The organism is Candidatus Acidiferrales bacterium, assembly GCA_035934015.1.
Lineage (GTDB): Bacteria > Acidobacteriota > Terriglobia > Acidiferrales > UBA7541 > DAHUXN01.
In genome coordinates this window covers 37,501-62,157 of the sequence record DASYYH010000026.1, presented here as the reverse complement: position 1 = coordinate 62,157, position 24,657 = coordinate 37,501, and the positions used below count along the sequence as shown (strand labels likewise).

Sequence of the window (24,657 nt, the reverse complement as noted above, 5' to 3'; positions counted from 1 at the left end):
CAAACCGTGAGTGCCGTGAAGCCTGCACAAAAGAAACCGAAGGCGTGGAGGGAGCTTGTCCGGCTAGTACCATATTTTCGCCCATACAAAGGCGCGACTATTTTTGGACTCTTCACCTTATTGTTGATGGGGCTTGTCGGCGCGTTACCACCTTTGATTATCGGCATCATCACAGACTGCCTCAGGGGCGCTTCGGAACCGATGCCGAATCTGACGATGATCTCTCATGCCGGACCTATGGCAGGAACTACGTTCTGGCATGTGGCTCTGAAGCCGATTCTTCGCTTCTATAGGCCGGGCAGCGGTCACACGGTTCTCATCCTGTGCTTGTTGCTGGTGGGCGCGGTGATCGTAAAGGGAGTTTTTTCATATACCTCACGCTGGATTTTGATCGGCATCTCACGCGACATCGAATTCGATCTGCGCAATAACCTATTGTCGCAATTGATGCGGATGGAGCCCGAATTTTACGTGCGAAATCGCACAGGGGAGCTGATGTCTCGCTGCACGAATGACTTGACCGCTGTGCGCATGGTGCTTGGACCCGGTGTCATGTATAGCGCGAATACGATCGTAGGCATGGTCGTCGCCATTGCGGTGATGCTGAAAATATCGCCATTGTTGACCCTGGAAGTGCTTACGCCCGTGCCCTTTGTTTTTGTCGTGGTTCGCTACTTCGGAACCATAATTCACGAGTTGCAGACAAAAATTCAAGCGATGCTGGCAACTCTCTCGGCAAAAGCGCAGGAAAATCTGACGGGAATTCGTGTCGTGCGCGCGTACGGACAAGAAGACTCGGAAATACGCTCATTCGATGAGGCGAACCGTCAGTACGTCGGAGAGAATATCCGGATGATTCGCGCGTGGAGCATGTTCTTTCCCGCGCTGCAGATGATTATTGGATTTTCGATCCTTTTCGTGCTATGGCAGGGCAGCCGGATGGTGGTGCTAGATCGGATCTCCCTCGGGGCGCTGACCGCTTTTTACACCTTCGTGGGTCTTCTCGTATTTCCCATGATTGCCCTCGGCTTCGTAACGAATATCTTTCAGCGTGGTGCAGCTTCGATGAGACGGCTCAACTATATTCTGGATGCAGCGCCCAGCATTGACGATGCGCAAATGCGCGGGGAAAAACAGGAAGAGATCAATGGCGAAATCGAATTTCGAAATTTGACTTTCGTGTACCCCACACCACGAGGTGGAAATGGTTCCAAGCCTTTGGCGAACGCGAAAGCCGAGCAGCCAAACGAGCCAGTGCTTCACAATATCAACCTGCGCATCCCGGCGGGCGCAACCATTGCGATTGTCGGCCCGACCGGCAGCGGAAAGACGACATTGGCAGCTCTTATCGCGCGTTTGTGGGAAACTCCCCGAGATACCCTTTTCATCGATGGCAAATCGATCCGCGAGTGGCCGCTCGCCACGCTGCGAAGAGCTATTGGTTTTGTTCCTCAAGATGCATTTCTGTTTAGCGAGACAATCCGCGAAAACATCGCGTTTGGAGTTGAAAACGCAACGTTGAATGAAGTGGAAGACGCCGCTCAAATTGCCAGCATCTCGGGAGACATATCCGATTTCCCAACCCGCTACGAAACAATCGTTGGCGAACGAGGAATCACTCTCTCCGGAGGTCAGAAGCAGCGCGCAACGCTGGCACGAGCGCTGATCCGCAGCCCGCGAATCCTGATCCTCGATGACGCATTTTCCAGCGTAGATACGGATACGGAAGAAAAGATCCTGCAAGGCCTGGAGGACGTGCTCAAGAAGCGCACAACCATCTTGATTTCGCACCGGTGTTCGACCGTGCGAGACGCGGATCAAATCGTTGTCCTGCGCGACGGCCGAATCATTGAACAGGGCACACATGAAAAACTGATCGGTCTCGGCGGGTACTACGCGGAGCTTTACCAAAAGCAATTACTCGAGGAAGAGCTGGCCAGAGAATGAGCACGCACCACGAAGAAGAGAAACTGGGACGCATTTACGACGCGCAGTTGACGCGGCGGCTCTTGCAGTATCTGAATCCGTACAAGTGGCGCGTGTTCCTCGCCATCGCGATCACCTTCGTGGTGACGCCCTTGCAACTGGTTGGCCCGCGTCTCTTTGCCGAAGTGATAGACCGATATATCACGCCGGCGATGAACCACAAGATATCGGTGGACGTTGCGTTCCATGGCATCCTTTGGATATCGCTCGCCTTCATGGCTACGTTGATTTTGAGCTTCACGTTTCAGTACGGACAAGTGCGCATCATGCAGTCCGTTGGCCAGCAAACAATGTATGACCTGCGCAAGCAGATTTTTGGCCACATGCAGCGCCTGCCGATGAGCTTCTTCGATCGCACGCCGGTGGGGCGTCTGGTCACTCGCGTCACGACGGACGTCGATGCGCTCAATGACTTGTTCGCCGCCGGTGTCGTGGCGATGGTCAATGATACTTGCTTCCTGATCGCCGCGGTTGTGTGGATGCTAAAATTGAATTGGAGGCTGGCGCTTGCGGCGCTTGCCGTGTTGCCGCTGATGTTCGGTGTAACCTGGCTGTTCCGCAACAGCGTCCGGGATGCAAACCGGCGGATTCGCACGGCGATCGCTCGAATCAACTCCTTCCTGCAAGAGCATATCGGCGGAATGTCCGTTATTCAGCTTTTCAATCGCGAGCGCAAAGCTCGCCAGCAGTTCACGGAGCTGAATCGCGCGTATAACATGGCTTTCAAGGAAGCCATTATGGCCTATGCTCTTTTCTATCCAGCGATTGAATTCCTTTCTTCGACGGCCTATGCCCTGATCTTCTGGTTTGGCGGCTTGCGCGTCCTTGCCGGTGGCCTCGGCATTGGGGTCGTGACGGAATTTTATATGTATTCCCAGCGGTTCTTTATGCCGATTCAGGACTTAAGCGAAAAATTCAATATTTTGCAGTCGGCGATGGCCGCTTCCGAGCGTATTTTCAAACTCATTGATGAACCGCTCACCGTCCAGTCGGCGGCGAATGCTATTCCGTTGGAGACACCCCAAGGAGAAATCGAATTCCGCAATGTGTGGTTTGCATACCATGGCGGCGAAAATCCGAAAGAAGAGGACTGGGTTCTGCGGGATGTTTCTTTCCGCGTTGCCCCGGGCCAGAGTGTAGCCATCGTTGGCCATACCGGAGCGGGCAAGACGACAGTCATTCAACTTTTGTTGCGTTTCTACGATATTCAGCGCGGAGAAATTCTGCTGGACGGCGTGAACATCCGGAACCTTGACCTTCAGAATCTTCGACGGCTGTTTGGCATTGTGCTTCAAGATCCGTTTCTTTTCAGCGGCACGATAGAAACAAACGTGCGTCTGGGCACAGAGTCCATCAGCCGCGAGACGGTCAATTGGGCGCTGCGAGAAGTTGGTTTGGGCAGTTTCATCGATTCTCTTCCTCACGGAGCAGCAACCGAGGTTTCCGAACGTGGCACCACGCTCTCGGTCGGCCAACGTCAGCTCATCAGCTTTGCACGCGCACTTGCGCACAATCCGCGATTCCTCATTCTTGATGAAGCAACGTCAAGCGTCGACACACGAACGGAGCTACTGATTCGTGAAGCCCTCGATCAACTGCTCTCGGGACGAACCGCGCTTGTCATTGCCCACCGGCTGAGTACCATCCAGCATGCCGATCGCATCCTCGTATTCCACAAGGGCCGCTTGCGCGAAGAGGGCACACACCAAGAGCTTCTTGCGCGGCGCGGAATTTATTACCGCCTGTATCAGCTCCAATATAAAGACCAGGAACTGCGTATGCCGGTATTTGGCGAACCTGCTGGTTCTCCACTCCCCGCAAATGACTGAACTTTGCGTGCAGAGCCCCTGTGCGAGCGGTTCTGCCACTCCCACCTTCTCGGATGCATACCCGGCTTGGAGTGAGACACCAGAATGAAGCCGCGAGAGATTCTCATTTCTGCAGGCGAGGCGTCGGGTGACATGTATGCCGCGCGTCTTGCGCGGGCGATCCAAAAACAAACTGACGTTCATCTTTTCGGCATGGGCGGCCCGAAAATGCGCGCAGCGGGGGTCGAACTGCTTGCGGACGCCTCGGACATCGCTGTTGTCGGAATCACGGAAGTGCTTCGCCGTCTTCCTGCGGTCTGGCGCGCATGGCGAAAATTGGAACGCGAAGCTGTGCGCCGCGAGCCTGCTCTCGCGGTTACCGTCGATTCTCCGGGATTTAATTTTGGCCTTGCACGCCGTTTGAAAAAGCATGGCATCCGTAATGTCTACTTCATTAGTCCGCAGATTTGGGCGTGGAGGCCCGGGCGTATGCGCTGGATTCAACGACGATTCGAGCGCGTGCTCGTGATTTTCTCCTTCGAAGTAGAATTGTATCGCAAGGCTGGAGTTCAGGTTGATTTCGTCGGCCATCCTCTGGTCGATTCCGTGCATGCCACGATGACACGCGCGCAATTCGTCGAACGATATGGCATTGATGGAACCAAGCCAATCCTTGCCGTGCTGCCCGGAAGCAGGCCGAGTGAAATTCGGCGAAGTTTGCCGACCATCACGGAGGCATGCGCGAGACTTCGAAAGAACTATCCGTTGGAGTTTGTCCTAGCTCTTGCTCCCGGGCTGGATGAGCAAGTCATTCGGCCCTATGAGCGCCCTGATGTACCTCTGATACCCGTGAAAGGCGCTACTTATGAGGCGCTTGCAGCTGCTGACTGTGCCATAGTCTCCAGCGGCACTGCGACGGTGGAAGCGGCGCTGCTCGATTGCCCTATGGTGGTTGTTTACCGCGTATCCGCGTTGACTGCGGCAATCGCGCGTCACATGGTCACGAGCTCATTTTTCGCCATGGTCAACGTAATTTCTGGCCGGCAGATTGCAGCAGAACTGATCCAGGATCAATTCACAGCGGAAGCTCTCGAAAATGAGGTCCGGCGTTTGCTGGACGCGCCGCGGGCGCGCGAGGACCAGAAGCGTGGTTTGGCCGAAGTCCGGGCAAAATTGGGAAAAGGAGGCGCCATCGAGCGCGCTGCTGAAATCATCGCTGGAATGCTGTAACCTTATAGGTACGGGCAACTAGAAAGCGCTCTTACGCACTCTAACGAACGGACAATTATGGCAAATCGTACTGTCATTCGAGGTCTTAGCATGGTCAAATTCGGGCTTTGTCTCGCGTTGTTCGCTCTGCCCTTCTGTTTCATTGCTGATACAGCACTGGCGCAGCAACAACTCCCGGAATTTGATTTCGATGCCGTTCACTATGACGTTAAAGCGACTCTTCATCCGGATCAGGAGAGCTTAACGGCAGACGCAAAGGTTGAACTGGTAGCGAAAGTAGATTCGAGCACAATTCTTTTCGAGCTGCACCCGGATCTTCATATTGATTCCGTCACGTTGGTGGGCGACGGTCGAAAACTCGACTTTCATCGCGATTCGTTCAACCCGCTGGATGTCGTGGTATCTCTTCCCTCCAGCGCCCAGGCTGGGATGCATGTCACGATTGACTTCGAATATTCGGGCGCCTTTGCCAACGACGAAGACAGCCCCACAAAAGACGTTCGCTTCGCGTGGATCGATAAGAATTCTGCCTACTTACTGCTTCCCGCTCGCTGGTTTCCGCTTACCGATTATCCTTCTAATCGTTACACGGCGACGTTTCAGATCATAGCGCCTGACACTTTTGCGGTTACCGGCACAGGCGCATCTTCCATACCAACGGAGTTGCCGCCGGAAACAGCAGGCGAGCCTGGACGAGCTCAGTACACATTTACGTGCAACGCCCCCGGACCGGTTGGAACGTTTGTCGCTGGTAATTTACAGCTCTCCCCAGTTCACGCGCAGGGATTGTCAATTTCCGTTTTCGCTCCGCCTTCCGCGAGTTCAACTGCCGGACACATGGGCGACGCGCTGGCGGCCATACTGCTTTACTATTCGAGCGAATTTGGTCCTTTGTCGTCGCCGAACGTGACCCTGGCGCAGTTGCCGGACGGCACGCTCGACGATTACTCGGCTCCGGGTTTGCTGCTGCTGAGCGCGCACGAGTGGAACAACAGCCTTGATCAGTCTGCGCTCGCACACGTCGCTGCGGAGCAATGGTGGGGGAATCAGGTTCTTCCTGCGTCGCCATCCGACGTCTGGGTCACCGATGGTTTGGCGCAATATATTGCTGCGATGTATATCGAGCACTCGGCGGGCGAATCCGATTTTCGCAAGGAACTAACCTCTTTTGCGATCGGCTCTGTGATGTACCCAAACGCCTCTCCGATTGCTCAGGCGGGACAGTTGCAGCGCTACTCGCCCCAGTATGAATCGACAGTAGTGCAAAAAGGCGCGATGGTATTTCACATGTTGCGGTCGTCCATGGGAGATGCGTCTTTCGCCGCGTTAATCCACGATTTCTATGTCCAACACGAAGGAAAGAATGCCAGCATCGACGATTTTGAAAAGCTGGCGCAGTCGAGGCTGCCGGCGCCCGTGCAAGGCCAACGCCGATTGAATTTCGTGGCGTTCTTCTCACAGTGGCTCGCCTCGACCGGCATCCCTGAATTCAAGCTGGACTACATCGTTTATCGCACTCCCAAGGGATTCAAAGTGGTCGGGAAAGTGATGCAACCGATCGAAACCTTTAACATGCCCGTGGAAATTCGCGTCGACGCCGAAGGCAATCCTGTAACGAAAACGGTCCAGGTGATCGGCACGTCGACCGAATTCACGATCGACACATATGGCCAGCCCAAACCCGATGGCATATCCATTGATCCCGATGACGATATTCTGAAGACGGATCCAAAGCTGCAAATTCGCGCGCTCATTGCAAAGGGAGAAGGTCTCGCAGAGCAGGGTAAATTTGCCGAGGCGATCCAGCAGTATCAGCAAGCTCTCAGCATTCAGTCGAATAATTCGCTGGCCGACTTCCGCATTGGCGAAGCATTTTTCTATCAGAAGAATTATTCGTCCGCAGCGGACTCATTCCGCAGCGCACTCGATGGCGACTTGGCTCCGAGCTATCGCTGGGTTGAGGTATGGAGCCACATCTACCTCGGCAAGATTTTTGATTTGACCGGCTCGCGGGAAAGAGCCATCAACGAATACGAAAAAGCGGAAGAGCTGAAGGACGACACAGGCGGAGCCCAGAAGGAAGCTGAGAAATACATGAAGTCGCCGTACACGAGTCCTGATTCACAGCCGGCCGCTCCTGTGCCTTCAAAACAAGCAAAGTCGTAATGTACGGTATAGAAAACCGGCCAGATTTCTAAGAATCAGCGCGCGACTCTGGGCCTTTATCTTTCCAAACTTGCTCGAACGTTTTCAGTGCTCGTTCATCGAAGAGAACGAAATAGATCTTTTCGAGGGCAGTGGTCCCTTCGAGGTGCCGCGTCGCCGCCTCCAGCATAATCTCCGCGCATTCGTGCATCGGGAAAGCAGCGATGCCGGTTCCGACGGCTGGAAAGGCAATGCTGGTCAATCTGTGCTGTGCGGCAAGCTTCAAAGATTCTCCTACCGAACTGCGTAGCGCATTCGCTGTCGTTCGGCCGCCGAGTGCCATGCTTGCCGCATGAATCACATATCGTGCTTTGAGACGACCACCTGTGGTAATCGCCGCGCCTCCAACGGCAATTGAGCCAATCTCATCACACTCCCGTTGAATCTCCTCGCCACCCTTGCGCCGAATCGCGCCAGCCACTCCTCCGCCCAATTGCAAATCGTTGTTTGCAGCATTGACGATCGCGTCGACGTCCATATCTGTCAGATCGCCCTGCAGAAAAGAAATCGCCTTTTCGATACTCGCCATCGTGAGAACCTTCGACATACAGGACGCAGCACACGACGGAATCGTAATTTAGGATTTCGGCTTGGCCCCTGCTTCTTTGTAATCGTATACACCGCGCCCGGACTTGCGACCTAAGCGGCCCGCCTTCACATATTGTTCAAGCAGCGGACACGGACGATATTTTTCGCCCAGCGTGCGATGCAAGTGCTGCAAAATACTCAGCCGCACATCGAGACCAACGAGATCAACAAGCTCAAACGGTCCCATCGGGTGATTCAGCCCCAGCTTCAACGCTTTGTCGATATCAACAGCGCTGGCAACGCCTTCCTGCAACATGAAAAACGCCTCATTGCCAATCATGGCATTGATGCGGCTGGTCACGAACCCAGGCGATTCGCGCACGACTACTACGTCCTTGCCCATGTTCCTTCCCGCCTCGGCGCATGCCGCGACAGTCGCCTCCGAAGTTTCCAGCCCACGGACAATCTCGAGCAGCTTCATTTTCTGGACGGGGTTGAAGAAATGCATGCCGATGCAGTTTTCGGGGCGAAATGTGATCGCAGCCATTTCCGTAATAGAGAGAGACGATGTGTTACTTGCGAATATCGCGCCCGGCTTCGCGAATTTGTCGAGGATTGTAAAAATCTCCAGCTTTGTTTCCATTTCTTCAGGAACCGCTTCAATAATGAAGTCGGCCTGGCGGCAAGCATCCTGAACCACATTCGACGTTGTGATGTGCGCCATGGCCTGTTGTTTTTGCTCTTCAGTCGCTTTCCCGCGAGCAACCCCTTCGTCAAAAGCACGACGAATATAATCAAGCCCCTGCTCCACCATTGGCTGCGAAACATCCTCCAGAATCGTTTGATAACCCGCAAGCGCAGAGCAATAGGCGATCCCGCGGCCCATAGTTCCGGCACCGATCACTAGCACGGTTTTAATTTCCATGATTTCTCCCTGTGAAAAATGAAGCGATCCAGACCTGCCGGGACTTGCAACAAACAATATATCAAGGACCCACGGGGAACAGCCGCGCGGCATTGTCATGGAGAATCTTGCGCTGCGCAGCTTCCGAAATCGGCAGCCTGCGAAATTGTTCTATGTTGCCTCGAATCGCGGGAACTCCCGGCCCCGGCCAATCCGTGCCCCAAAGTACTTTATCGGCAATTTCTTCGATTCGAGGAAAATACTCCATGAGTCGCTGTGGCGGAATGCCGGAAATGTCCATGTACATATTCGGATGACGGCGAACAAGAAAGAACGCTTCGTTCATCCACAGTGGACGGCCACCGTGCGCCAGGATAACCACAAGTTTCGGAAAGTCGATGGACACGTCGTCGGCCAAGATCGGCTGAGCATATGGATTCCGCGCTCCGGGAAAAATAGAAGTACCCGTGTGAATCATCACTGGTATCCCGTTTGCCTGAGCCCGCTCATACATCGCCGCGAGCGGCCCGAATCCATCACGATATGCATTCGGGGCAAACTCCTGATGCGAAGGGTGCACCTTGAGGCCCCGGATGCCAATCTTTGCCAGGCGGTCCACTTCAGCGCCGGCATCGGGAACATGTTTCGGGTGCACGGACCCGAATGCGAGCAGTCGCTTCGGATCCGTAGAGCAATAATCGGCAATCCAATCGTTCACTTCCGGCGGAAAACCAATAACTTCAGGGCTGACGTAGTTAATCAAGCCAGCTCTCTCAATTCCCATCTCGTCCAGGAACTTGAGAAAGGCCTTCGAATCTGACGTGTATTTCTCAACCTCCGCGTAATCCTTGCGTCCTTTTTGGATTAATGCCAGAGCGTGAGGTTTGAACATGTGTAGTGGCTGAATATGGATGTGGATATCGATGATCGGGCCGCCTGATTCCAATGCCAAGCTATCCCTCCTTGCAAACCAAGGCCAATTGACACAACGGGGCTTACAGCGTTGTTTCCAACTTCTCACTCGACGAGCTTCTTTAACCCTTCCTCATCGTAACCCAATACAATTCTCTTCCCGGCAATCACCACGGGGCGGCGAATCAAATTTGGCTCGGCAGCCATCATTTTCAGCGCTTCCGCTCGCGACGGAGGGTTTTCTTTCATGTTTTTCGCGCGATAGAGTTCGTTGCGCGAGTTCAAAAATTGGCGATAATCGCGATCTCCGATCAAACTTTCCAATTCAGCGGCACTCAACCGCTCTCTGCCAAGATCGCGCGTTTCCAAATCAGCGCCGTGTTCGAGCAAGAGACCTCTTGCTTTTCGGCAAGAGGTTCAAGTTGGCTTCTGTAGGAATTTGATCTTTCCTTTTGTCACGATTTGAAACCTTTCAGTAGCGCGGCACGCTGGAGTCGATTTCGCGAGACCACCGGTCGATTCCGCCTGCCATGGAACGTGCGCTCGAAACTCCCTGTGAACGCAGCCACGCAGCTGCATCGAGACTTCGCCGCCCACTGTGACAAAAGACTACGACATTTTGGGCATTCTCGAAGGCGTGGAGATTGGCGGCGATCTGCCCTAGGGGGATTAGCTGCGATCCCTCGATGTGGCAAAGCTGATGCTCCCAGGGCTCGCGCACGTCGACGAACAAAACCTTTTCGCCGCGATCCAGTGATTGCCTCACCTCGTGGGGGCCGACTTCGATATTTGCAAACAAATCTTCTGGCATGGTCATCCTTCATTCAAAAGCAAGATCAAAATCAAACGCCAAAGTCAGCGGGCACCGAGGACGCATGCTCTCGCACCGCAAGCGAAAAAGTCCGTGCCGCGCCGAGCTTATCAAGGTATGCCCGGCGATCCGGCGCGCTCAATACCCATTTCTCAAGCCAGCGCTCGAATTCAGCCAATTCACGCGTCTCGTCATGATACTCGGCGAAGAATCTGTGATCGCGACCATAGTGACCCTGCACAGGCGAAGGATGCGCGCCGCCCGGCTCATGCACCACGGCAGAAACGAGAAAGCCGGGAATGAGTGTACGATTGGGGTCGGACGCAATCACCTCCGGCGCGACAATCTCTTCCGCAACCACCATCACGCTCCTCGCCGCTCGCGCGCCGTCGATGGCCACGCCGAGGCTGCCCCAGATATGCGCATTCCCTTGTGGATCCGCTTTCTGGACTTGAATGATCGCAACGTCGGGGCGAAGCGCTCGCACCGCAATGAGTTTTTCCTCGCTGACGGGCGAGGAGAATTCACGCAGGTTGCCATTCTTCTTAAGGAGATCGCTCCCGAGCGTCGAATACGTAGGCATAAACGGTATGCCCAAGGCGCCTGCATGAAGAGCGAGCGCCAGTGTGAAATTCGAATAATCGACTACATCAATCCGCCTCGGAATTTGCGCTTCGACCGCACGCCGGAAGCAATAGCCGGTCCCTTCAGACACATTGCCAACCCACGCAGCCATCACTCGCTCAACACAGCCCGCGCCTATCAACTGGTCAAACAGAATGTCGGAAATCGGCCCCACGAGCGTCAAATCGCGCCGGCCCTGGCGAATCAGTTCGTGCCCCGCCGAAAACGGAATCATAGGCTCAAGCTGCGCGCCCATTAACACCATCGAGCCTGAAGGTACATGGCGCCCAATGGCTTCTCTCATGCTGACGACTTTTGACTCTGCACCCATTCTGAACTTACCGTCCGTGCCAAGCGGGATCGCGTTTTTCGAGAAACGCTCGGATTCCCTCCTGCGCGTCTTCGGTCTTCATCAGCTCTCCCAAATAAAAATCCTCAACGGCCTTCAGCCTGCGATCAAAATCGAATCCTGCTGCATCCCAGAGCGCACGCCGCGCCATACCCAGTACTCGCGGACTCAATGCGCGTAAGTCATTTACAAGCGTTCTCACCGCGCCATCCAACGCACCCTCTGGGACAACCCGCGAAACGAGCCCAAGCTGCTGAGCTTCGCTTGCCGAAATCGTCCGACCGCTCAATATTAAGTCGGTCGCGACACGCATGCCGGCAATCTGAGGCAAAGTAACTGTTGCCACAGGCGGAAAACATCCCAGCTTAATCTCCGGTTGGCCAAATCTTGCGGATTCCTCGGCAATCAAGAAATCGCAAAACGTCGCCAGCTCGAAACCGCCTCCCAGACAATGCCCGTGCACTGCGGCGATGGTCACGACTGGGCTTTTCCAAAGCTTGCGGAATATCGCGTGAAATGTCTGCAACATTTCCGCGACTCGCTCAGTTTTGTGATCGCTGGCATCTGCACCTGCCGAAAATGCCTTGACTCCTGATCCTTCAAAGGCCAGGAAATCAATCTGCGACGCAAGCTCATCGATCGCCCAGCCGATTTCACGCATCATCGCGATATTCATTACGTTAAGCGGAGGACGGTTCAGAACAATGCGCGCGAGGCGATCACCGTTGTGTATTTGAATGTTCTTGTATGCGATCATTGCCGGCCAGTCCAGAATCCTTTTGGATCGAGATCGCGCATCGCGCGAAGCTCCGCAGCGGAAGGCGGGGCCGTTTCGTCCAGGTGCTCCGCCACTCGCAATGTCCATGAAGTACTTGCCAGGACTTCTTCAACAGGCACACCGGGATGAACAGAGGCGAGATACGCTTCGCCGTCTGGACCAAAACGCAGTACCCCTCGCGTCGTGATGATTGCCGAGGGGCCCGACTTGTGCGGCAAGCCATGTTCGCGCCGCCAGCGATCACCGGTGCCAAATCCCGGCGAAGTCACATAGCTCACGCGCTCCGCAAGCCGGTGCCTTTCGTGCGCGAGCAACACCACGGTGCGTTGCGAAAGGCACGCGATATCGCACGCACCACCGGAACCCGGCAAGCGCACAGCCACACCGGCCCGTCGTCCCCATGTCGAATTCAGATTGCCGAACCGGTCGACTTCTGCCGCCCCGAGAAAGCCGACATTGACGCGCCCCTGCTGCAGAAACGACATCACGTCGATCATCTGTCCGCAAAGTGTAGCTCCTCGAAGGTTCGGCGGATCACCCATTGTGTAGAGCATCTCCGGCGAGGGAGTCTCGCGAATTACGCCGTTCTCATAGAGGCCAACCGCCTGCGGCGCATGCGTGAGCTTCGCAATCAGAAAAGAGAGCAGCGGAAGCCGCATGCCAACGAACACCAATTCCTTGTTGGCGATTTCTCTCGCTGCGGCTACAACCATTAATTCGCCGGCCGTATATTTCCGCGCGGCGACATTTGTTTCTCCCATGGATGGCAACGCTATTCCACTATTCTTTCCGGCGCCGTCAGCTGGCTCGTGCGCAATGGTTCTTGCATTCGCATTCTTTGTCAGGTCCGAATCCGATTCAGCACTTTGGCAAGCTGCTTAAAATGACGCATCTTCACGCTGCGGCCTTTTGCATTCTTCGCACTGGTCGAAGGCAGAACGAAAACGGTGGCTCCGTAAAGCTTTTCCTTCTGCAGTCCGAGGAAACAGCGCCGCCCCGCAAATTTTTCGTAAACTAATTTCCCATTGAAAGCAACAAGCTGCGGCCGAAACTCCTCGAGCTTCTGCGCTAACAGAACGCGGCCTTCGGAGAACTCCTCGCGCGCAATATCTTCAATTCCCTTAGATGGCCGCTTGACAAGATCCGTCAGGCCGATCCCGAACTCAACCACGCGCCGGTCATCGTTGTAGGTGAGAGGTTCCGGAATGACGCCGGAATCATACAAGAGCGGCCAGAACTCATTCCCCCGGCCGGCATAGTAATGTCCTACGCGAGCCGAGCGTTCTCCTGGGTTACATCCCACAATTACCAGTCTCATTCCGCGGCGAAGATGATCAGGCAGCGTTCGCATCGTTTCCAGCAATCTCTGTCGTCAAGCTTGATTCCCCCATTTCATGCGCACCCCTCATTTTACCCGTAATGCTTGCTCGCGCCGCGTTACTTCCCTTTGAATTTGGGCTGCCGCTTCTCGACATACGCATCAATTCCTTCTTTTGCGTCCACACTCGTAAAAAGAAGCTGCTGCAATTCGCGCTCAAGGGCCAGCGCTTCACCAAAACCAACCTCAGCTCCGGTCACCACAGCACGTTTGATCCGTCCCACCGCGTTCGATGCTTTATTCGGAGGGCAGAACTGCCGTGCGTACGTCATCACGGCGTCCCAGAATTTCTCGCGTTCGTACACATGATGAACAAGCCCAATTTCCAATGCCTCCTCGAAACTGAACGTGCGGCCCGTGGCCATCATTTCAAAGGCGCGAGCCCGGCCAACAACCCGAGCGAGTCGCTGTGTTCCGCCCGTGCCGGGAAGGACGCCCAAATTGACCTCGGGCAAGCCAATCTTGCCTCCTTCTTTCTTCCCGATACGAATATCGCATGCCAATGCAATCTCGAGCCCGCCACCGACTGTATGACCGTTAAGCGCGGCGATCACGATTTTTGGCGTTTGTTCCAATCGGCACAGCGTTTCATTCGCATGCAAGCAAAAATAATATTTGAATTGTGGATCAGCCTTCGCGAGCATAGGAATACTTGCCCCAGCGGAAAAAAACTTTTCCCCTGCTCCGCGCAGCAGTAAAACATGAACGTTTTCGTCCATGCGCGCCCGTAGAATCACCGCGTCGAACTGGCACATCATTTCGTAGCTGTAGGTGTTCGCCGGGGGGTCGTCCAGCTCGACGATGGCGAGGCCACCATCGACGCAATACTTCACAAGCTGCTTCGTGTCTCTATCCTGTTCCCTTGTCATTCCCTATTCTTTCTCTTCAAAATACCAGTCTCGTTGACTTTATCCGTCAGCAAAACGAACGTCAAGCAGCCCAGTGCAGGTCATTTTCTGCGAGAAATCAGGCTCTGCAGCTAAGAAGTTTGCATCCTGCCAGCCTTACAAACGTCAAATGAAAGGCGGCTCTGGAGGATAGCACAGCGTGCGTTTGTGCTAGGCTTTATTGGTCCCGTACCCATATATGATGCCAAACGGAAAAAGCGTGGAACCCGCGCGGGCTAAGTCCACTGATCCCCAAGCCAGTCTGGCCGATAACGAATCTGTTCTTGTCGCCGCAGCGAGAGCCGGCGATGTAAACGCGTTTGAATCGCTGGTGACGCGCTATGAGCGCAAGATTTTTCGCCTCGCCCAGCACATCACCCAAAACACGGAAGACGCACAGGATGTCACACAAGAAGCGTTTCTGAAGGCATTTGAGCACCTCGCCGAATTCCAGGGCAACTCGCGTTTTTACACCTGGCTCGTGCGTATTGCGGTGAACCAGGCGTTGATGAAGCTGCGCAAGCGCCACAATAAGGACATCTCACTCGACGAGGAAGTTAAAACCGAAGACAGCGTAATGCCGCGCGAGATCGAGGATTGGGGACCTTCACCCGAGGAGCGGTATACCCAGCGAGAGCTGGCAGAGATTCTCGCCCGCGTGATCGGCGAACTCGACCCTCCTTTCCGGACCGTTTTCCAATTGCGCGATATTGACGAACTTTCCACCGAGGAAACTGCGGAAGTTTTGGGCATTTCCATCCCAGCAGTTAAGTCGCGCCTGCTCAGGTCTCGCCTGAAGCTGCGCGAGAAACTGAATCGTTATTTTCAACGAGGTGTGCCCCAATGAACTGTAAAAATGTAGTACGTGAACTTTCCAACTATTTGGATGACGCGCTCGACCAGAATCTAAAACAATCGCTTGAGGTCCATCTCGAGCACTGCGAGGATTGCCACCTGCTGGTTGACACAACCAAGAAAACGATCCAGATTTTCTGCAATTCTGAGCCGCTGCCACTTTCCGAGGATGTTCGCACGCGTCTGCACGACGCACTCTTGAAGCGCTTGCACCGCCCCAAAAATTAAGAAGCCGTCCGCTCCCGCGCCCCCTCGTCTCGCCAGAACGGCACTTCCCGCCCCACCCCTCTCTTCAACGCTAGCTCGTAGACTTTCCCGGCGGTCACGACATCTTCAATCGCAATTCCGCTCGACTTGAATAGCGTGATTTGTTCCCGCGATGCGCGTCCCGTCGTTCGTCCCGCAACTAAATCGGATAGCTCTTTCACAGTTTCCCAGTGGCTCGGTGTTCCTGCAAACGACTGGATCAAATCGCCAGCTTCCATCTCGGCCTGCTCGCGCGAGTCTACGAAAATCACATTCGCGCGGTCAATAGCGGATGCGTCCAGCTCGCGCTTTTGCGGGAAGTTCGCACCGATGGCGTTGATGTGCGCCCCCGGTTGGAGCCACCGGCCTTCAACGACTGGAGTGGAAGATGTCGTCGACGTGATCAAGATGCCAGCTTCACGAACAACAGCTTCTGCGGTTGCCGCTGCTTCCACCCTCACTCCGAGCTTGGCCGTCATTTCGCCTGCAAATCGCTCGCGCCTGCCTGGATCGCGTCCAAACACAAGGATTCGTTCCGCTCCGCGCACCGTGGTCACCGCTTCGAGTTGTGTTCGTGCTTGCAGCCCGGTGCCGATGATGCCAACCGTACGGGAATCCTCGTGCGCAAGGTATTTCGTTGCTACTCCGCTCGCCGCGCCGGTGCGCATCTGGCCAAGAAAGTCTGCTTCGATAAACGCCAGTAGCTCACCGGTCTTCGCACGGAAAAGGGGAATGAGAAATCGCAGCCCATCGCGCGAACTCGTATAGATTTTCAGGCCTTCATACCCACCCGCTCCGTCCGCGGCGGCCATGTAGTGGAGATATGAGAATCCTTCCAAGTGCAGTCGTCGTCGCGGATGAACTTGCGCGGTAGCATCCGCCAGCCTTCGGAACGCTGTTTCGACCGCCTCCAGCGCAATCGACATCGTCAGCAACGATCGAACATCCGTTTCAGTCAAGAGCAAGGGCACGGTCACACCTCTGCGGAACTAGCCGCGTTCAAATGCATCGGTCATTCGGAAATGTTCATCTTAAATCGCAACACGCGCATGTCCGGCTGGTCAAGAACCAGGAGCTCGCCTTTGGGGGTAAATGCGATGTCTGCCGGTGCGGCATTTTGTCCCCATTCCGGATGTCGCGAAAAATCCACGCTCAATTCTTGCTGGCCGTCCAATGTCCAAACGCTCAGCAATCGTTTGGTGAGATCCGATGCCGCTACCAGATTCTGAAACACAGCAAGTCCGCATGCACGGGGCGTGTCGCGTGTGCCCTTCGAGTCACTAAAAGGAAAATCCCAGGAAGCCACGTAATGGCCATTGCCAGATAGCTTGTCGATCTTTTGGCCCGTCGGATCGGCAACATACAAATCGCCGTCCATGCCGAGGCGAATTCGAGATGGTGTCCACGTCTTGGCGGGCATATCCGCCGGTTTACGCCAAGCTTCGAGAGTGCGGCCGCGCGGATTCAGAAGAGCGACCCGTCCCGTTTCAGAATCTGCAAGATAGAAATCGCCGCCCGATTCGATCGCAATGCTCGTCGGATCGTTGAACTCGGGTCGATAACGAAAAAATAGCGTGTGGAAGATTTCTCCTTCGGGTGTGTAAATGTGAATCTGCGCGTGGGAAACGTCTACGAGAAAGATCGCTTGCCCTGAGTCGACGGCAATGTCCCAATCGTTCTGCACTCCCGTAACACCGAATGTCAGCAATGGGTGGCCCATAGCGTCGAATTTCTCAATTTGAGCAGGGTTGCCATCATCCGCGACGTAAACATTTCCCACTGCGTCGACGCTGAATGTCCGTGGATTTTGGAACTGGCCTGGCTCAGTGCCCGGTGTGCCCCATTGTCCAAGATATTGAAAGATTGGGGGCGGAGGACTCTGGGCCGCAGTCTGTGGATGCGAACAGGAAACAGTCGAACAGACAACAGAAATTAATAGAGCAGCCGCGAGAATGCGGATGGATACGTCATGGATCGACACGCTCCTGCCAAGCGTTCTTCGCCGGATTTCCAAAACTCCTTTCAGCGTCTTGATTCCTGGGTCGTGCCGGTGCGATCAATGCGCCGCACGGTCGTCGACCGCATTCTGTATTGGAGCATTTGCACACCATCTGCGCTTCTATTTTGAAAACGAAAATACGCGTCACCGCCAGAGATTCGCGCTGGCGTAACCTGCACGGGCAAATTCCCGCAGATCCCTCCCTCGACAAATGCGGTCTCATAGCGTTGTCGCGAATCGCTCCACGTATAGACGCGCAACAACGTGAAGTCACACGGACGCCCGTCTCCATCGCGTGATCCCGTCACGAGAAATTCCGACTTCACTCCACCTGAGGAATTCGCCACCTTGTTGATTTCATACCAGGAGACGATTTTCATGCTCTCGGAGCTTTGATAGCCCGCGAGCGGGCTCGGCAAATCAGGATCCACAAATCGCCCAAGCACCCAACCGGAAACCTCGCCCACATTTCTCAGTTGTGCGCGAACCAGCCACCAATCCTCTGCATTCTCGTTCTGCCCCGCGCCGCTCTCAGCGGACTTTGCGCCGTCATGCGGCACAACCTTCCTCTCCAAGAGCAATACGGGAGTCTGAGCGAGCGCTTCGGCAATTACCGGTTCGTGACGGCCGGCGCGTGTGTGTAAATTGCTTGGCACGCGAGTGAAACCGCGGGCTTGAATGGGCATCACTTTCGTCATTTCACTCAGCTGAGATTCTTCGTGCCACACCGATGCATCCAGCAAAGAATCTGCCGAAACCCAACCCCGAATCTTCGTCGTTGTCTCAATCAGCTCCATGTTCCCATTGCGCTGGGCGATTTGTACCGGCTGCCCGTAGGCCAGCGTCGTAATCGGTGTTCGGACTTCCGCGGTGCTATTCCAGACCGTTACGCCCTGCGACCCGGCATAGGCTTCGGCCATAGGCAGCGGCCGATGCATCCGGTACACACGAATGCTCACCGCAATGAGCGATCCTACAACCAACGCGACCACAAAAATTCTTCTCATCAGGGCCGGTCTCCAAATGTTATTCCGATACCACGAGCCGTGCGAATCACATCGCTATCAGGGTCGACGATTTTCAGCGCACCAATAGCTTCTTCCAGCAGCACGGAGCGGATTTTCCCCGCTTGTAAACAAACCATCCGTCCGAATTCGCCTCGCGCAACCAAGTCCACTGCATGCACGCCAAACCGCGAGGCCAGAATGCGATCAAAAGGACTCGGCGAGCCGCCGCGTTGAACGTGCCCCAACACGGTCACACGCACCTCCCTATGAAGATATTCTCGTATGGCATATCCGATTGCGTTACCAACCTGTCCTGCCGCCGATTTTGGAAACGGCTTCCCGAACGCATCGCGCTCAGGAAGTATGGCGCCTTCCGCAACTACCACAATGCAAAATGACCGGCCTGCTTCTTCTCTGCGCCGAATCGCTTCGCATACGGTCTCGATTGTAAATGGTATCTCTGGAATCAGAATCGCGTCGGCGCCTCCGGCAATTCCCGAGTGTAGAGCTATCCAACCCGTCTGGCGTCCCATGACTTCAACCACCATCACCCGATGATGACTTTCCGCAGTCGTGTGCAGGCGATCGATCGCGTCGGTTGCAACGTGCAACGCCGTATCAAAACCAAACGTGACCTCCGTGGCGCGGATATCATTGTCAATCGTCTTGGGGACCCCCACCACTTTCATCCCGAGTTTCTCAAATTCATGAGCAATGTGCAGCGTCCCGTCACCGCCGATGACAATCATCGCCTCGATACCCATTTTGGACATATTTCCCATGCAACGCGCGGAAAAATCCGAGGTGAGTGTGACGCCGTCGGTCTCGGTGGGAAAAGCGAAGGGATTCCCACGATTTGTTGTGCCTAGGATAGTCCCGCCGCGCGGCAGAATGCCTCGGATCTTATCGAGGGTCAGGTCGAAGGACTGTTCCGGCCAAATCAGCCCATTGAAGCCGTTTGTAATGCCAATCAAGCGCCAGTTATAGCCGCGGATGGCCGTGCACGCAACCGCACGGATGACGGCATTCAATCCTGGCGCGTCGCCGCCACCATTGCAGACCCCAATAATCCGCTGGGCGGAGGACAATTCATCTGCCTCATGAACCACAAAGCTTGATTGTACATCAATGTATAAGATGCTGCAGACTGCCGAACCGGCTGCGCCTTGGAACTGGCCAGGTTTCTGCTAAAATGCCACCGCTTGGGGGAGTGACTGCACAAATGAGGTATAGCCTCCAGCTAGGAGGGTGACGATGCATAATCTCGAAAGATTAAAGCCGCTTGCGCTTCTAATCCTTCGCGTCGGGCTCGGGGTTATTTTCATCTACCATGGCTGGCCCAAACTCATCACGCATACCCATGAGACATTGCAAGCCTTCCCACACATGGGCTTTCCTTCCTACTTCGCTTACATATCGGGAATAGTGGAGCTATTCGGTGGGATTCTCTTGATTGCGGGTCTATTCACGCGAATCGCCGCTCTCCTGATTGCTGGCGAAATGGCCATTGCCATCCTCAAGGTGCATCTGCCGCAGGGCGGCATCATGGCGGTGGGCAACTATCAATTCCCGCTGGCCTGCGCGGTCGGTGCATTCGCTCTCGTAGCCGTGGGAGCAGGTGCAATTTCTCTGGATCGGGCAATTTTTAAGGATAAGGCCTAGGGGCGGGCCCTATGCAACAAAGCGCAGCGACGCGTCCCAGCCTAGGCACGGGGTGTCTGCGATGCGTCGGGAGACGGCGCAGGAGCGCCAGATTGAACGAACACGGGCCCCAACGGCATAATTAACCACGCGGCCAGATACACGAGCAACCCCGGCACGATTCCCGTGAATATGGTGACGAGCGCCCAAACGAGCCGTACAATCGTCGAATCCGTGTCGAAATATTCGCCCAATCCGCCACACACTCCTGCGACTTTGGAATCGATAGCGGAACGGTGCAGCCGCCGCGGCGGCGCACCAACCTCTGCCGCGCGGGCCTGCCGCGTGCCGCAGTAATAGCAATAGCTTGAGTAATCCGCGATTTCTCTCTGACATTTAGGACAAATCATCGTCGCCTCCACATGTTCCTTCCTCAGCCTCTGTAATTCAGATACGACTTGGCTGCTAAAAAGGTTTCATGCGAGCGCCGCAGAATCAGAACGCTATCAGCTCACGCACTGCCCTAACGATATCCTCCGTCTGCGGCAAAATCTTATCTTCGAGCTTCGGCTGATAGGCACAGAATGTGTCTGTCGCTGCCACGCGGCGAACTGGTGCATCCAGCTCCTCGAATAACTCGTCGGCAATGCGCGCTGCGATTTCCGCTCCGTAACCCCATGAAAGCGTATCTTCGTAGGCAACGATCACTCGATTTGTCTTCCGCACCGACCGGGCGATTGCTTCCCAATCGTAAGGGCTCAACGTCCGCAGGTCGATGATCTCGACATCCGTGCCCTGCCGAGCCAGCTCCGCGGCGGCCACTTCAGCGCGATGAACCACTGCTCCGTAAGTGATGATGCTCACGTCCTTGCCTTCGCGAACCATGCGCGCTTTGCCAAATGGAATCGTGAAATCCGCGCCCGGATACGGCTCGCGATTGTATGGTTGCCGATAGAGATGCTTATGTTCGAGAAACATCACCGGATCATCGCATCGGATCGAGGTCCGCAGCAGTCCGCAGAGGTCCAGCGCCGTCGAAGGCATCACAACCCGCAGGCCGGGCTGATGCGTGAACATCACTTCCCCGGATTGGCTGTGATAGATCGCTCCGCCGGTTAAATATCCACCAATCGCCACGCGTATCACCGCTGGCGATTTGAAATTCCCCCCCGAACGCCACCTTGTCGTCGCCAGCTCGTTGCGAATTTGCATCATTGCAGGCCAGATGTAGTCAAAAAACTGAATTTCCACCACAGGCTTCATTCCGCGCGTGGACATTCCGATAGCGCGTCCAACAATGTTCGCTTCCGCGAGCGGCGAATTGAAGACACGCTCTCCGCCGTATTTGCGCTGAAGTCCAGCCGTCGCTTTGAATACTCCGCCTTTGCCCTTGACCTTATTTAGGTTTTCTTCATGGCTGCAATCGGCCACATCTTCGCCGAAAACAACGATACGTTCATCGCGCCCCATCTCATCCATTAGCGTCGCCGATACCATCTCCACCATCGTCAACGCCGAACCAGCATTCGCCGGCTTTGTCGCAAAGGCTTCGCTCTTGGGATCTATATCTGGCGAGTACACGAAATCGTAAATCGAATCCGCCGACGGAATCTCTGCCGCAAGAGCGCGATCCGTGGCCTCGAGAATTTCTTTCTCCACACCCGCTTCCAGCGCCTCCAGGTCTTGCTCGTCCAAAACTCCTTCGCGCACCAGAAACAAACCGAATTTCGGTATCGGATCGCGATGCGCCTCCATCTCCCGCTCTTCCGCCGTCTTGTAGAGTTTTTCGTCGTCAGATAAGGAATGCGAATAAGGGCGCGTCACGTGAGCGTGGAGCAGCGCCGGCCCGCGCCGCTCGCGACAATGCGTTGCCGCGCGCTGTGCCGCGGCATAGCTTTCCAGTGGGTCCGTGCCATCGTAATCTTCAATGTGTAAATTCGGATGATTCGACAGCAGCCGCGATACGCTTCCTCCCGGATGCTGCACTTCCGAAGGCACCGAAATCGCGTAGCCATTGTTTTCTACTAGGAAAATGACGGGCAACTTTCGAAGGCACGCTGTATTAATCGCCTCCCAAAATTCTCCTTCGCTCGTCGCACCTTCGCCGCCGGAAACACAAACAACTTCGTCGCGATAATGGCGCACCGCATTTCCGAGCGGCGCAGCCTCCGCCTGTTTCAGCGATTTTGGAAACTGGTCGTAATAAAGGGATGCTTCCGCCGCTCCAACTGCTTGTAACCATTGCGTCCCCGTAGGAGAAGACCTGGAAACGATGTTGTGCGCTTGGTGGCCCCAGTGCGATGGCATCTGCCGCCCACCCGACGCCGGATCGTCTTTCGCACCTACTCCTTCGAGCAGCATTTCGTATGCCGTCACTCCTAGCATCAGGCAGAGCGCACGGTCGCGGTAGTAGAGATAGAACCAGTCGTAGCCCGGTTTAAGAACGAGTCCGGCGGCAGCCGTAGCTGCTTCGTGCCCCGCGCCGCTGATCTGAAAATAGATCTTGTTCTGGCGTTTGAGCTGAATCTCGCGGTCATCGAGCCGCCGTGACAAAAACATTGTACGGTACAAGCGAATCAAGGCATCGCGGTCGAGTCCGTGATACTTGGCGGCGTCAAATTTTGCTGTTCTTGTCTTTGTCTGCAGGGCCATCAGTTTCCTTTCGCATCGTACTGGTGGGTGGCACGACAATTATAGCAGAGCGAATTTCCGTCCAGCCTATGCCAAAGATTCGTATAAGTTGTTCGTCTTCTCGAAGCCGTCCTCATTCGCCCTAACGATTTCGGACTCGGCAGATTTAAAGGGCTCTTCGCTCGGAATCCGTTTGATCCACGTTTGGAACAAATGCTTTTCGTGATTCGAAAAGTCGAGGCGCACGAATAGGCGCACACGTGTATCGGCGCTGGATTCATTGACTTTGGTCCTTGCATCCTTCGCGGAATCAGAGGATGTTCTTTCGAATTTGAATTGCAGCTTGTTACCGAGTCGAAATCCCTGTTTCCATCCGTCAATGCGGTGCCGCGCCTGCTGTGCCGCTTCTTCGTTCTTCCTAAAGTCGAAAACCAGAAGAGCTTGCGCCATACCGCCATTCTATAGCGTCATGCTGTTTCGAGCCACTGTGATTCGCTTCCAGTCGCCCGGCCTATGTTCGCTCAACGACTTCCGCCATTTCATCCAGCATCGTGAGCAGCTTCGCGAACTCATTCTCAAGATGCTTTACCGCTTCTTCCGCCAGAAATCCATAGCCGCGCAACTTTTTTGGATCTGACTCCTCCAAATTGATGATAGCGCTCGACACCAGCGCGCGAATCCTCCGCCTCCGCGAATTCGTCGCCAGGTCCAATTCGATCTCCGAGGTGATCCGCCGAATTTCCGAGCGCACCGCCTCGCTCATTCGCCGCAGCGTTTTGCCTTGTTCCGTCGAAAGATCGTCGCTCACCATCCGCATCACGCCCGTCGTTTCGTCGAGCGTAGCTTCGACCTCATCGCACGTTGCTTCAATGCCGCGTAGCAATACAGATACAACTCGCTTGTGGTTTTCGCTGAGCTTTAGTTTCTCACTCATATTCCGAGCCCGCCGTCTTTCCCTAACTCGGCTCTAATGCTTGGCGCTTCGGTAGAGGATCACGCGCACCTTTTCAAGCGTGATCAGGCCGCCCTCAACCATTTCGTCGAGTTGGGGCAGAATCTGTTCGATGCGTTCCGTGTATTCCACGATTTCGATAACCATCGGCAAGTCCTGCGAGAGCCTCAAGATCTTGTCAGTGTGGTACACGCTTGAACTTCCATAGCCGCCGACTCCCCGCAGCACTGTCACGCCGGAAAACTTTTCTCGCCTCAGCATTTCGACAATCGCTTGATAGAGAGGTTTCCCATGCCAGTGGTCCGATTCCCCGATGTGAATCCGCATCAATGTGCGTTCGCCTTCGAACTTTTCGTGTGTCATGGCAGTCTCCTATAGCGCATCGCCAAGCCGCATTCCTGCGAGCATGAACACCAATCCCACAAGCACGCTTGCCAAGATGTAAAGCAGCGCTCTTGTCCATTCTCCATCTTCAAGCAGGCGGACGCTTTCCCAGCCGAACGTCGAAAACGTCGTGAAAGCCCCAAAGAATCCGACCGTGATTCCGATGCGCCAGTCTGGTGAAATCGAGACGTGGTTTAACGCAAACTTCCCCACAAGGCCCAACAAGAAACATCCCGAAAGATTCACGCACAGCGTCCCAAAAGGAAAGCCGGATCCTGTTCGCTCCTGGATCAAGCCCTCCAAACCGTAGCGCGCCAGCGTCCCCGCGATTCCAAACCCTGCCAGCAACAAGATCCGCACTTTTGCTCCGATTCTGCGCCACTGGCGCTCAACAAAAAACTCCTGGTCGCCTCGTGGCAGCCAGGAGTCATCAGCCCTTTCGGACGGTTACGGCGAACTCCATCGCCGTTCATTTAGGATTACAACGCCATTGTACGCGTTCCTCTCCGTCGGCAAAAGGGTCCATTTCGTATGTATCTCAG

26 protein-coding genes, 1 pseudogene and 1 riboswitch are annotated in these 24,657 nt (G+C 55.0%); of the genes and pseudogenes, 7 read left to right on the top strand and 20 right to left on the bottom strand.

From position 1 onward, the window contains the following. Nucleotides 1–6: 6 nt before the first annotated feature. The 4 genes from VGR81_12580 to VGR81_12565 all read left to right on the top strand — a co-directional run bounded on the left by VGR81_12580 (nucleotide 7) and on the right by VGR81_12565 (nucleotide 7,190). Complete coding sequence (locus tag VGR81_12580; GenBank protein ID HEV2289777.1) at nucleotides 7–1,947, top strand: ABC transporter ATP-binding protein; 1,941 nt, start codon at nucleotides 7–9, stop codon at nucleotides 1,945–1,947. Further along, the gene (locus VGR81_12575) at nucleotides 1,944–3,815 is read left to right on the top strand and encodes an ABC transporter ATP-binding protein (protein HEV2289776.1); all 1,872 of its coding nucleotides are present in this window, start codon (nucleotides 1,944–1,946) and stop codon (nucleotides 3,813–3,815) included. Before VGR81_12580 ends, VGR81_12575 begins: the two co-directional genes overlap by 4 nt. Nucleotides 3,816–3,899: 84 nt before the next feature. Continuing rightward, nucleotides 3,900–5,024 carry a lipid-A-disaccharide synthase gene (gene lpxB, locus VGR81_12570; protein ID HEV2289775.1) on the top strand — a complete coding sequence of 375 codons (1,125 nt, stop codon included), beginning with the start codon at nucleotides 3,900–3,902 and terminating at the stop codon, nucleotides 5,022–5,024. A gap of 57 nt (nucleotides 5,025–5,081) precedes the next feature. Next, a complete protein-coding gene (locus VGR81_12565; protein ID HEV2289774.1) occupies nucleotides 5,082–7,190 on the top strand; it encodes a M1 family aminopeptidase in 2,109 nt (702 codons plus the stop codon). A 28-nt stretch (nucleotides 7,191–7,218) separates the two neighbouring features. Here the strand turns inward: VGR81_12565 and VGR81_12560 are convergent, their stop codons facing one another. From VGR81_12560 to VGR81_12515, 10 genes and pseudogenes are all read right to left on the bottom strand, one after another. Next, nucleotides 7,219–7,758, bottom strand: a complete 540-nt coding sequence (locus VGR81_12560) for a macro domain-containing protein (protein ID HEV2289773.1) — start codon at nucleotides 7,756–7,758, stop codon at nucleotides 7,219–7,221. Between the two features lie 48 nt (nucleotides 7,759–7,806). Then, nucleotides 7,807–8,781, bottom strand: coding sequence for a 3-hydroxyacyl-CoA dehydrogenase NAD-binding domain-containing protein (locus tag VGR81_12555; GenBank protein ID HEV2289772.1), 975 nt, complete (start codon nucleotides 8,779–8,781; stop codon nucleotides 7,807–7,809). Then, nucleotides 8,744–9,613: an amidohydrolase family protein gene (locus VGR81_12550; GenBank protein ID HEV2289771.1), complete on the bottom strand. Its 870-nt coding sequence runs from the start codon at nucleotides 9,611–9,613 to the stop codon at nucleotides 8,744–8,746. Before VGR81_12550 ends, VGR81_12555 begins: the two co-directional genes overlap by 38 nt. 65 nt (nucleotides 9,614–9,678) lie before the next feature. Next, nucleotides 9,679–9,978 (bottom strand): annotated as a pseudogene (locus VGR81_12545) (ArsC/Spx/MgsR family protein). A gap of 67 nt (nucleotides 9,979–10,045) precedes the next feature. Beyond that, nucleotides 10,046–10,384, bottom strand: a complete 339-nt coding sequence (locus VGR81_12540; protein HEV2289770.1) for a rhodanese-like domain-containing protein — start codon at nucleotides 10,382–10,384, stop codon at nucleotides 10,046–10,048. Between the two features lie 31 nt (nucleotides 10,385–10,415). Beyond that, on the bottom strand, nucleotides 10,416–11,339 hold the full coding sequence (locus tag VGR81_12535) for a CoA-transferase (protein ID HEV2289769.1): 924 nt from the start codon (nucleotides 11,337–11,339) through the stop codon (nucleotides 10,416–10,418). 7 nt (nucleotides 11,340–11,346) lie between these two features. Beyond that, nucleotides 11,347–12,114, bottom strand: a complete 768-nt coding sequence (locus tag VGR81_12530) for an enoyl-CoA hydratase/isomerase family protein (GenBank protein ID HEV2289768.1) — start codon at nucleotides 12,112–12,114, stop codon at nucleotides 11,347–11,349. Beyond that, complete coding sequence (locus VGR81_12525) at nucleotides 12,111–12,896, bottom strand: CoA-transferase (protein HEV2289767.1); 786 nt, start codon at nucleotides 12,894–12,896, stop codon at nucleotides 12,111–12,113. Before VGR81_12525 ends, VGR81_12530 begins: the two co-directional genes overlap by 4 nt. A gap of 80 nt (nucleotides 12,897–12,976) precedes the next feature. Further along, nucleotides 12,977–13,486, bottom strand: a complete 510-nt coding sequence (locus VGR81_12520; GenBank protein HEV2289766.1) for a mismatch-specific DNA-glycosylase — start codon at nucleotides 13,484–13,486, stop codon at nucleotides 12,977–12,979. Between the two features lie 86 nt (nucleotides 13,487–13,572). Then, on the bottom strand, nucleotides 13,573–14,382 hold the full coding sequence (locus VGR81_12515) for an enoyl-CoA hydratase/isomerase family protein (protein HEV2289765.1): 810 nt from the start codon (nucleotides 14,380–14,382) through the stop codon (nucleotides 13,573–13,575). 238 nt (nucleotides 14,383–14,620) lie between these two features. Here VGR81_12515 and VGR81_12510 point away from each other — a divergent pair, with 238 nt between their 5' ends. Together VGR81_12510 and VGR81_12505 are read left to right on the top strand one after the other, a co-directional pair. After that, nucleotides 14,621–15,247 carry a sigma-70 family RNA polymerase sigma factor gene (locus tag VGR81_12510; protein HEV2289764.1) on the top strand — a complete coding sequence of 209 codons (627 nt, stop codon included), beginning with the start codon at nucleotides 14,621–14,623 and terminating at the stop codon, nucleotides 15,245–15,247. Continuing rightward, nucleotides 15,244–15,483, top strand: a complete 240-nt coding sequence (locus VGR81_12505; GenBank protein HEV2289763.1) for an anti-sigma factor — start codon at nucleotides 15,244–15,246, stop codon at nucleotides 15,481–15,483. Before VGR81_12510 ends, VGR81_12505 begins: the two co-directional genes overlap by 4 nt. Here VGR81_12505 and VGR81_12500 read toward each other — a convergent pair. The 4 genes from VGR81_12500 to VGR81_12485 form a co-directional block, all read right to left on the bottom strand. After that, nucleotides 15,480–16,472 (bottom strand): ornithine cyclodeaminase family protein, encoded by a 993-nt coding sequence (locus VGR81_12500; GenBank protein ID HEV2289762.1) that lies wholly within the window; start codon nucleotides 16,470–16,472, stop codon nucleotides 15,480–15,482. The two genes, VGR81_12505 and VGR81_12500, sit on opposite strands and share 4 nt — an antisense overlap. Before the next feature lie 41 nt (nucleotides 16,473–16,513). Continuing rightward, nucleotides 16,514–17,221 carry a hypothetical protein gene (locus VGR81_12495; GenBank protein HEV2289761.1) on the bottom strand — a complete coding sequence of 236 codons (708 nt, stop codon included), beginning with the start codon at nucleotides 17,219–17,221 and terminating at the stop codon, nucleotides 16,514–16,516. Between the two features lie 302 nt (nucleotides 17,222–17,523). Further along, nucleotides 17,524–18,507, bottom strand: a complete 984-nt coding sequence (locus VGR81_12490; GenBank protein ID HEV2289760.1) for a hypothetical protein — start codon at nucleotides 18,505–18,507, stop codon at nucleotides 17,524–17,526. Next, on the bottom strand, nucleotides 18,507–19,595 hold the full coding sequence (locus VGR81_12485; protein HEV2289759.1) for an ATP-dependent 6-phosphofructokinase: 1,089 nt from the start codon (nucleotides 19,593–19,595) through the stop codon (nucleotides 18,507–18,509). Before VGR81_12485 ends, VGR81_12490 begins: the two co-directional genes overlap by 1 nt. Before the next feature lie 166 nt (nucleotides 19,596–19,761). Between VGR81_12485 and VGR81_12480 the strand changes: the two genes are divergently transcribed. Then, complete coding sequence (locus VGR81_12480; protein HEV2289758.1) at nucleotides 19,762–20,169, top strand: DoxX family protein; 408 nt, start codon at nucleotides 19,762–19,764, stop codon at nucleotides 20,167–20,169. A gap of 41 nt (nucleotides 20,170–20,210) precedes the next feature. Here VGR81_12480 and VGR81_12475 read toward each other — a convergent pair whose 3' ends face one another. The 6 genes from VGR81_12475 to crcB form a co-directional block, all read right to left on the bottom strand. Beyond that, complete coding sequence (locus tag VGR81_12475; GenBank protein ID HEV2289757.1) at nucleotides 20,211–20,558, bottom strand: PspC domain-containing protein; 348 nt, start codon at nucleotides 20,556–20,558, stop codon at nucleotides 20,211–20,213. Between the two features lie 85 nt (nucleotides 20,559–20,643). Further along, the gene (locus VGR81_12470; GenBank protein ID HEV2289756.1) at nucleotides 20,644–22,800 is read right to left on the bottom strand and encodes a dehydrogenase E1 component subunit alpha/beta; all 2,157 of its coding nucleotides are present in this window, start codon (nucleotides 22,798–22,800) and stop codon (nucleotides 20,644–20,646) included. A gap of 66 nt (nucleotides 22,801–22,866) precedes the next feature. After that, nucleotides 22,867–23,229, bottom strand: coding sequence for a hypothetical protein (locus VGR81_12465; protein ID HEV2289755.1), 363 nt, complete (start codon nucleotides 23,227–23,229; stop codon nucleotides 22,867–22,869). Between the two features lie 61 nt (nucleotides 23,230–23,290). Then, nucleotides 23,291–23,713 (bottom strand): hypothetical protein, encoded by a 423-nt coding sequence (locus VGR81_12460; GenBank protein ID HEV2289754.1) that lies wholly within the window; start codon nucleotides 23,711–23,713, stop codon nucleotides 23,291–23,293. Between the two features lie 33 nt (nucleotides 23,714–23,746). After that, nucleotides 23,747–24,094 (bottom strand): DUF190 domain-containing protein, encoded by a 348-nt coding sequence (locus VGR81_12455; protein HEV2289753.1) that lies wholly within the window; start codon nucleotides 24,092–24,094, stop codon nucleotides 23,747–23,749. 9 nt (nucleotides 24,095–24,103) lie between these two features. Further along, nucleotides 24,104–24,475 carry a fluoride efflux transporter CrcB gene (gene crcB, locus VGR81_12450; GenBank protein ID HEV2289752.1) on the bottom strand — a complete coding sequence of 124 codons (372 nt, stop codon included), beginning with the start codon at nucleotides 24,473–24,475 and terminating at the stop codon, nucleotides 24,104–24,106. 54 nt (nucleotides 24,476–24,529) lie between these two features. Next, nucleotides 24,530–24,591, bottom strand: a riboswitch (Fluoride riboswitch). Nucleotides 24,592–24,657 lie beyond the last annotated feature (66 nt).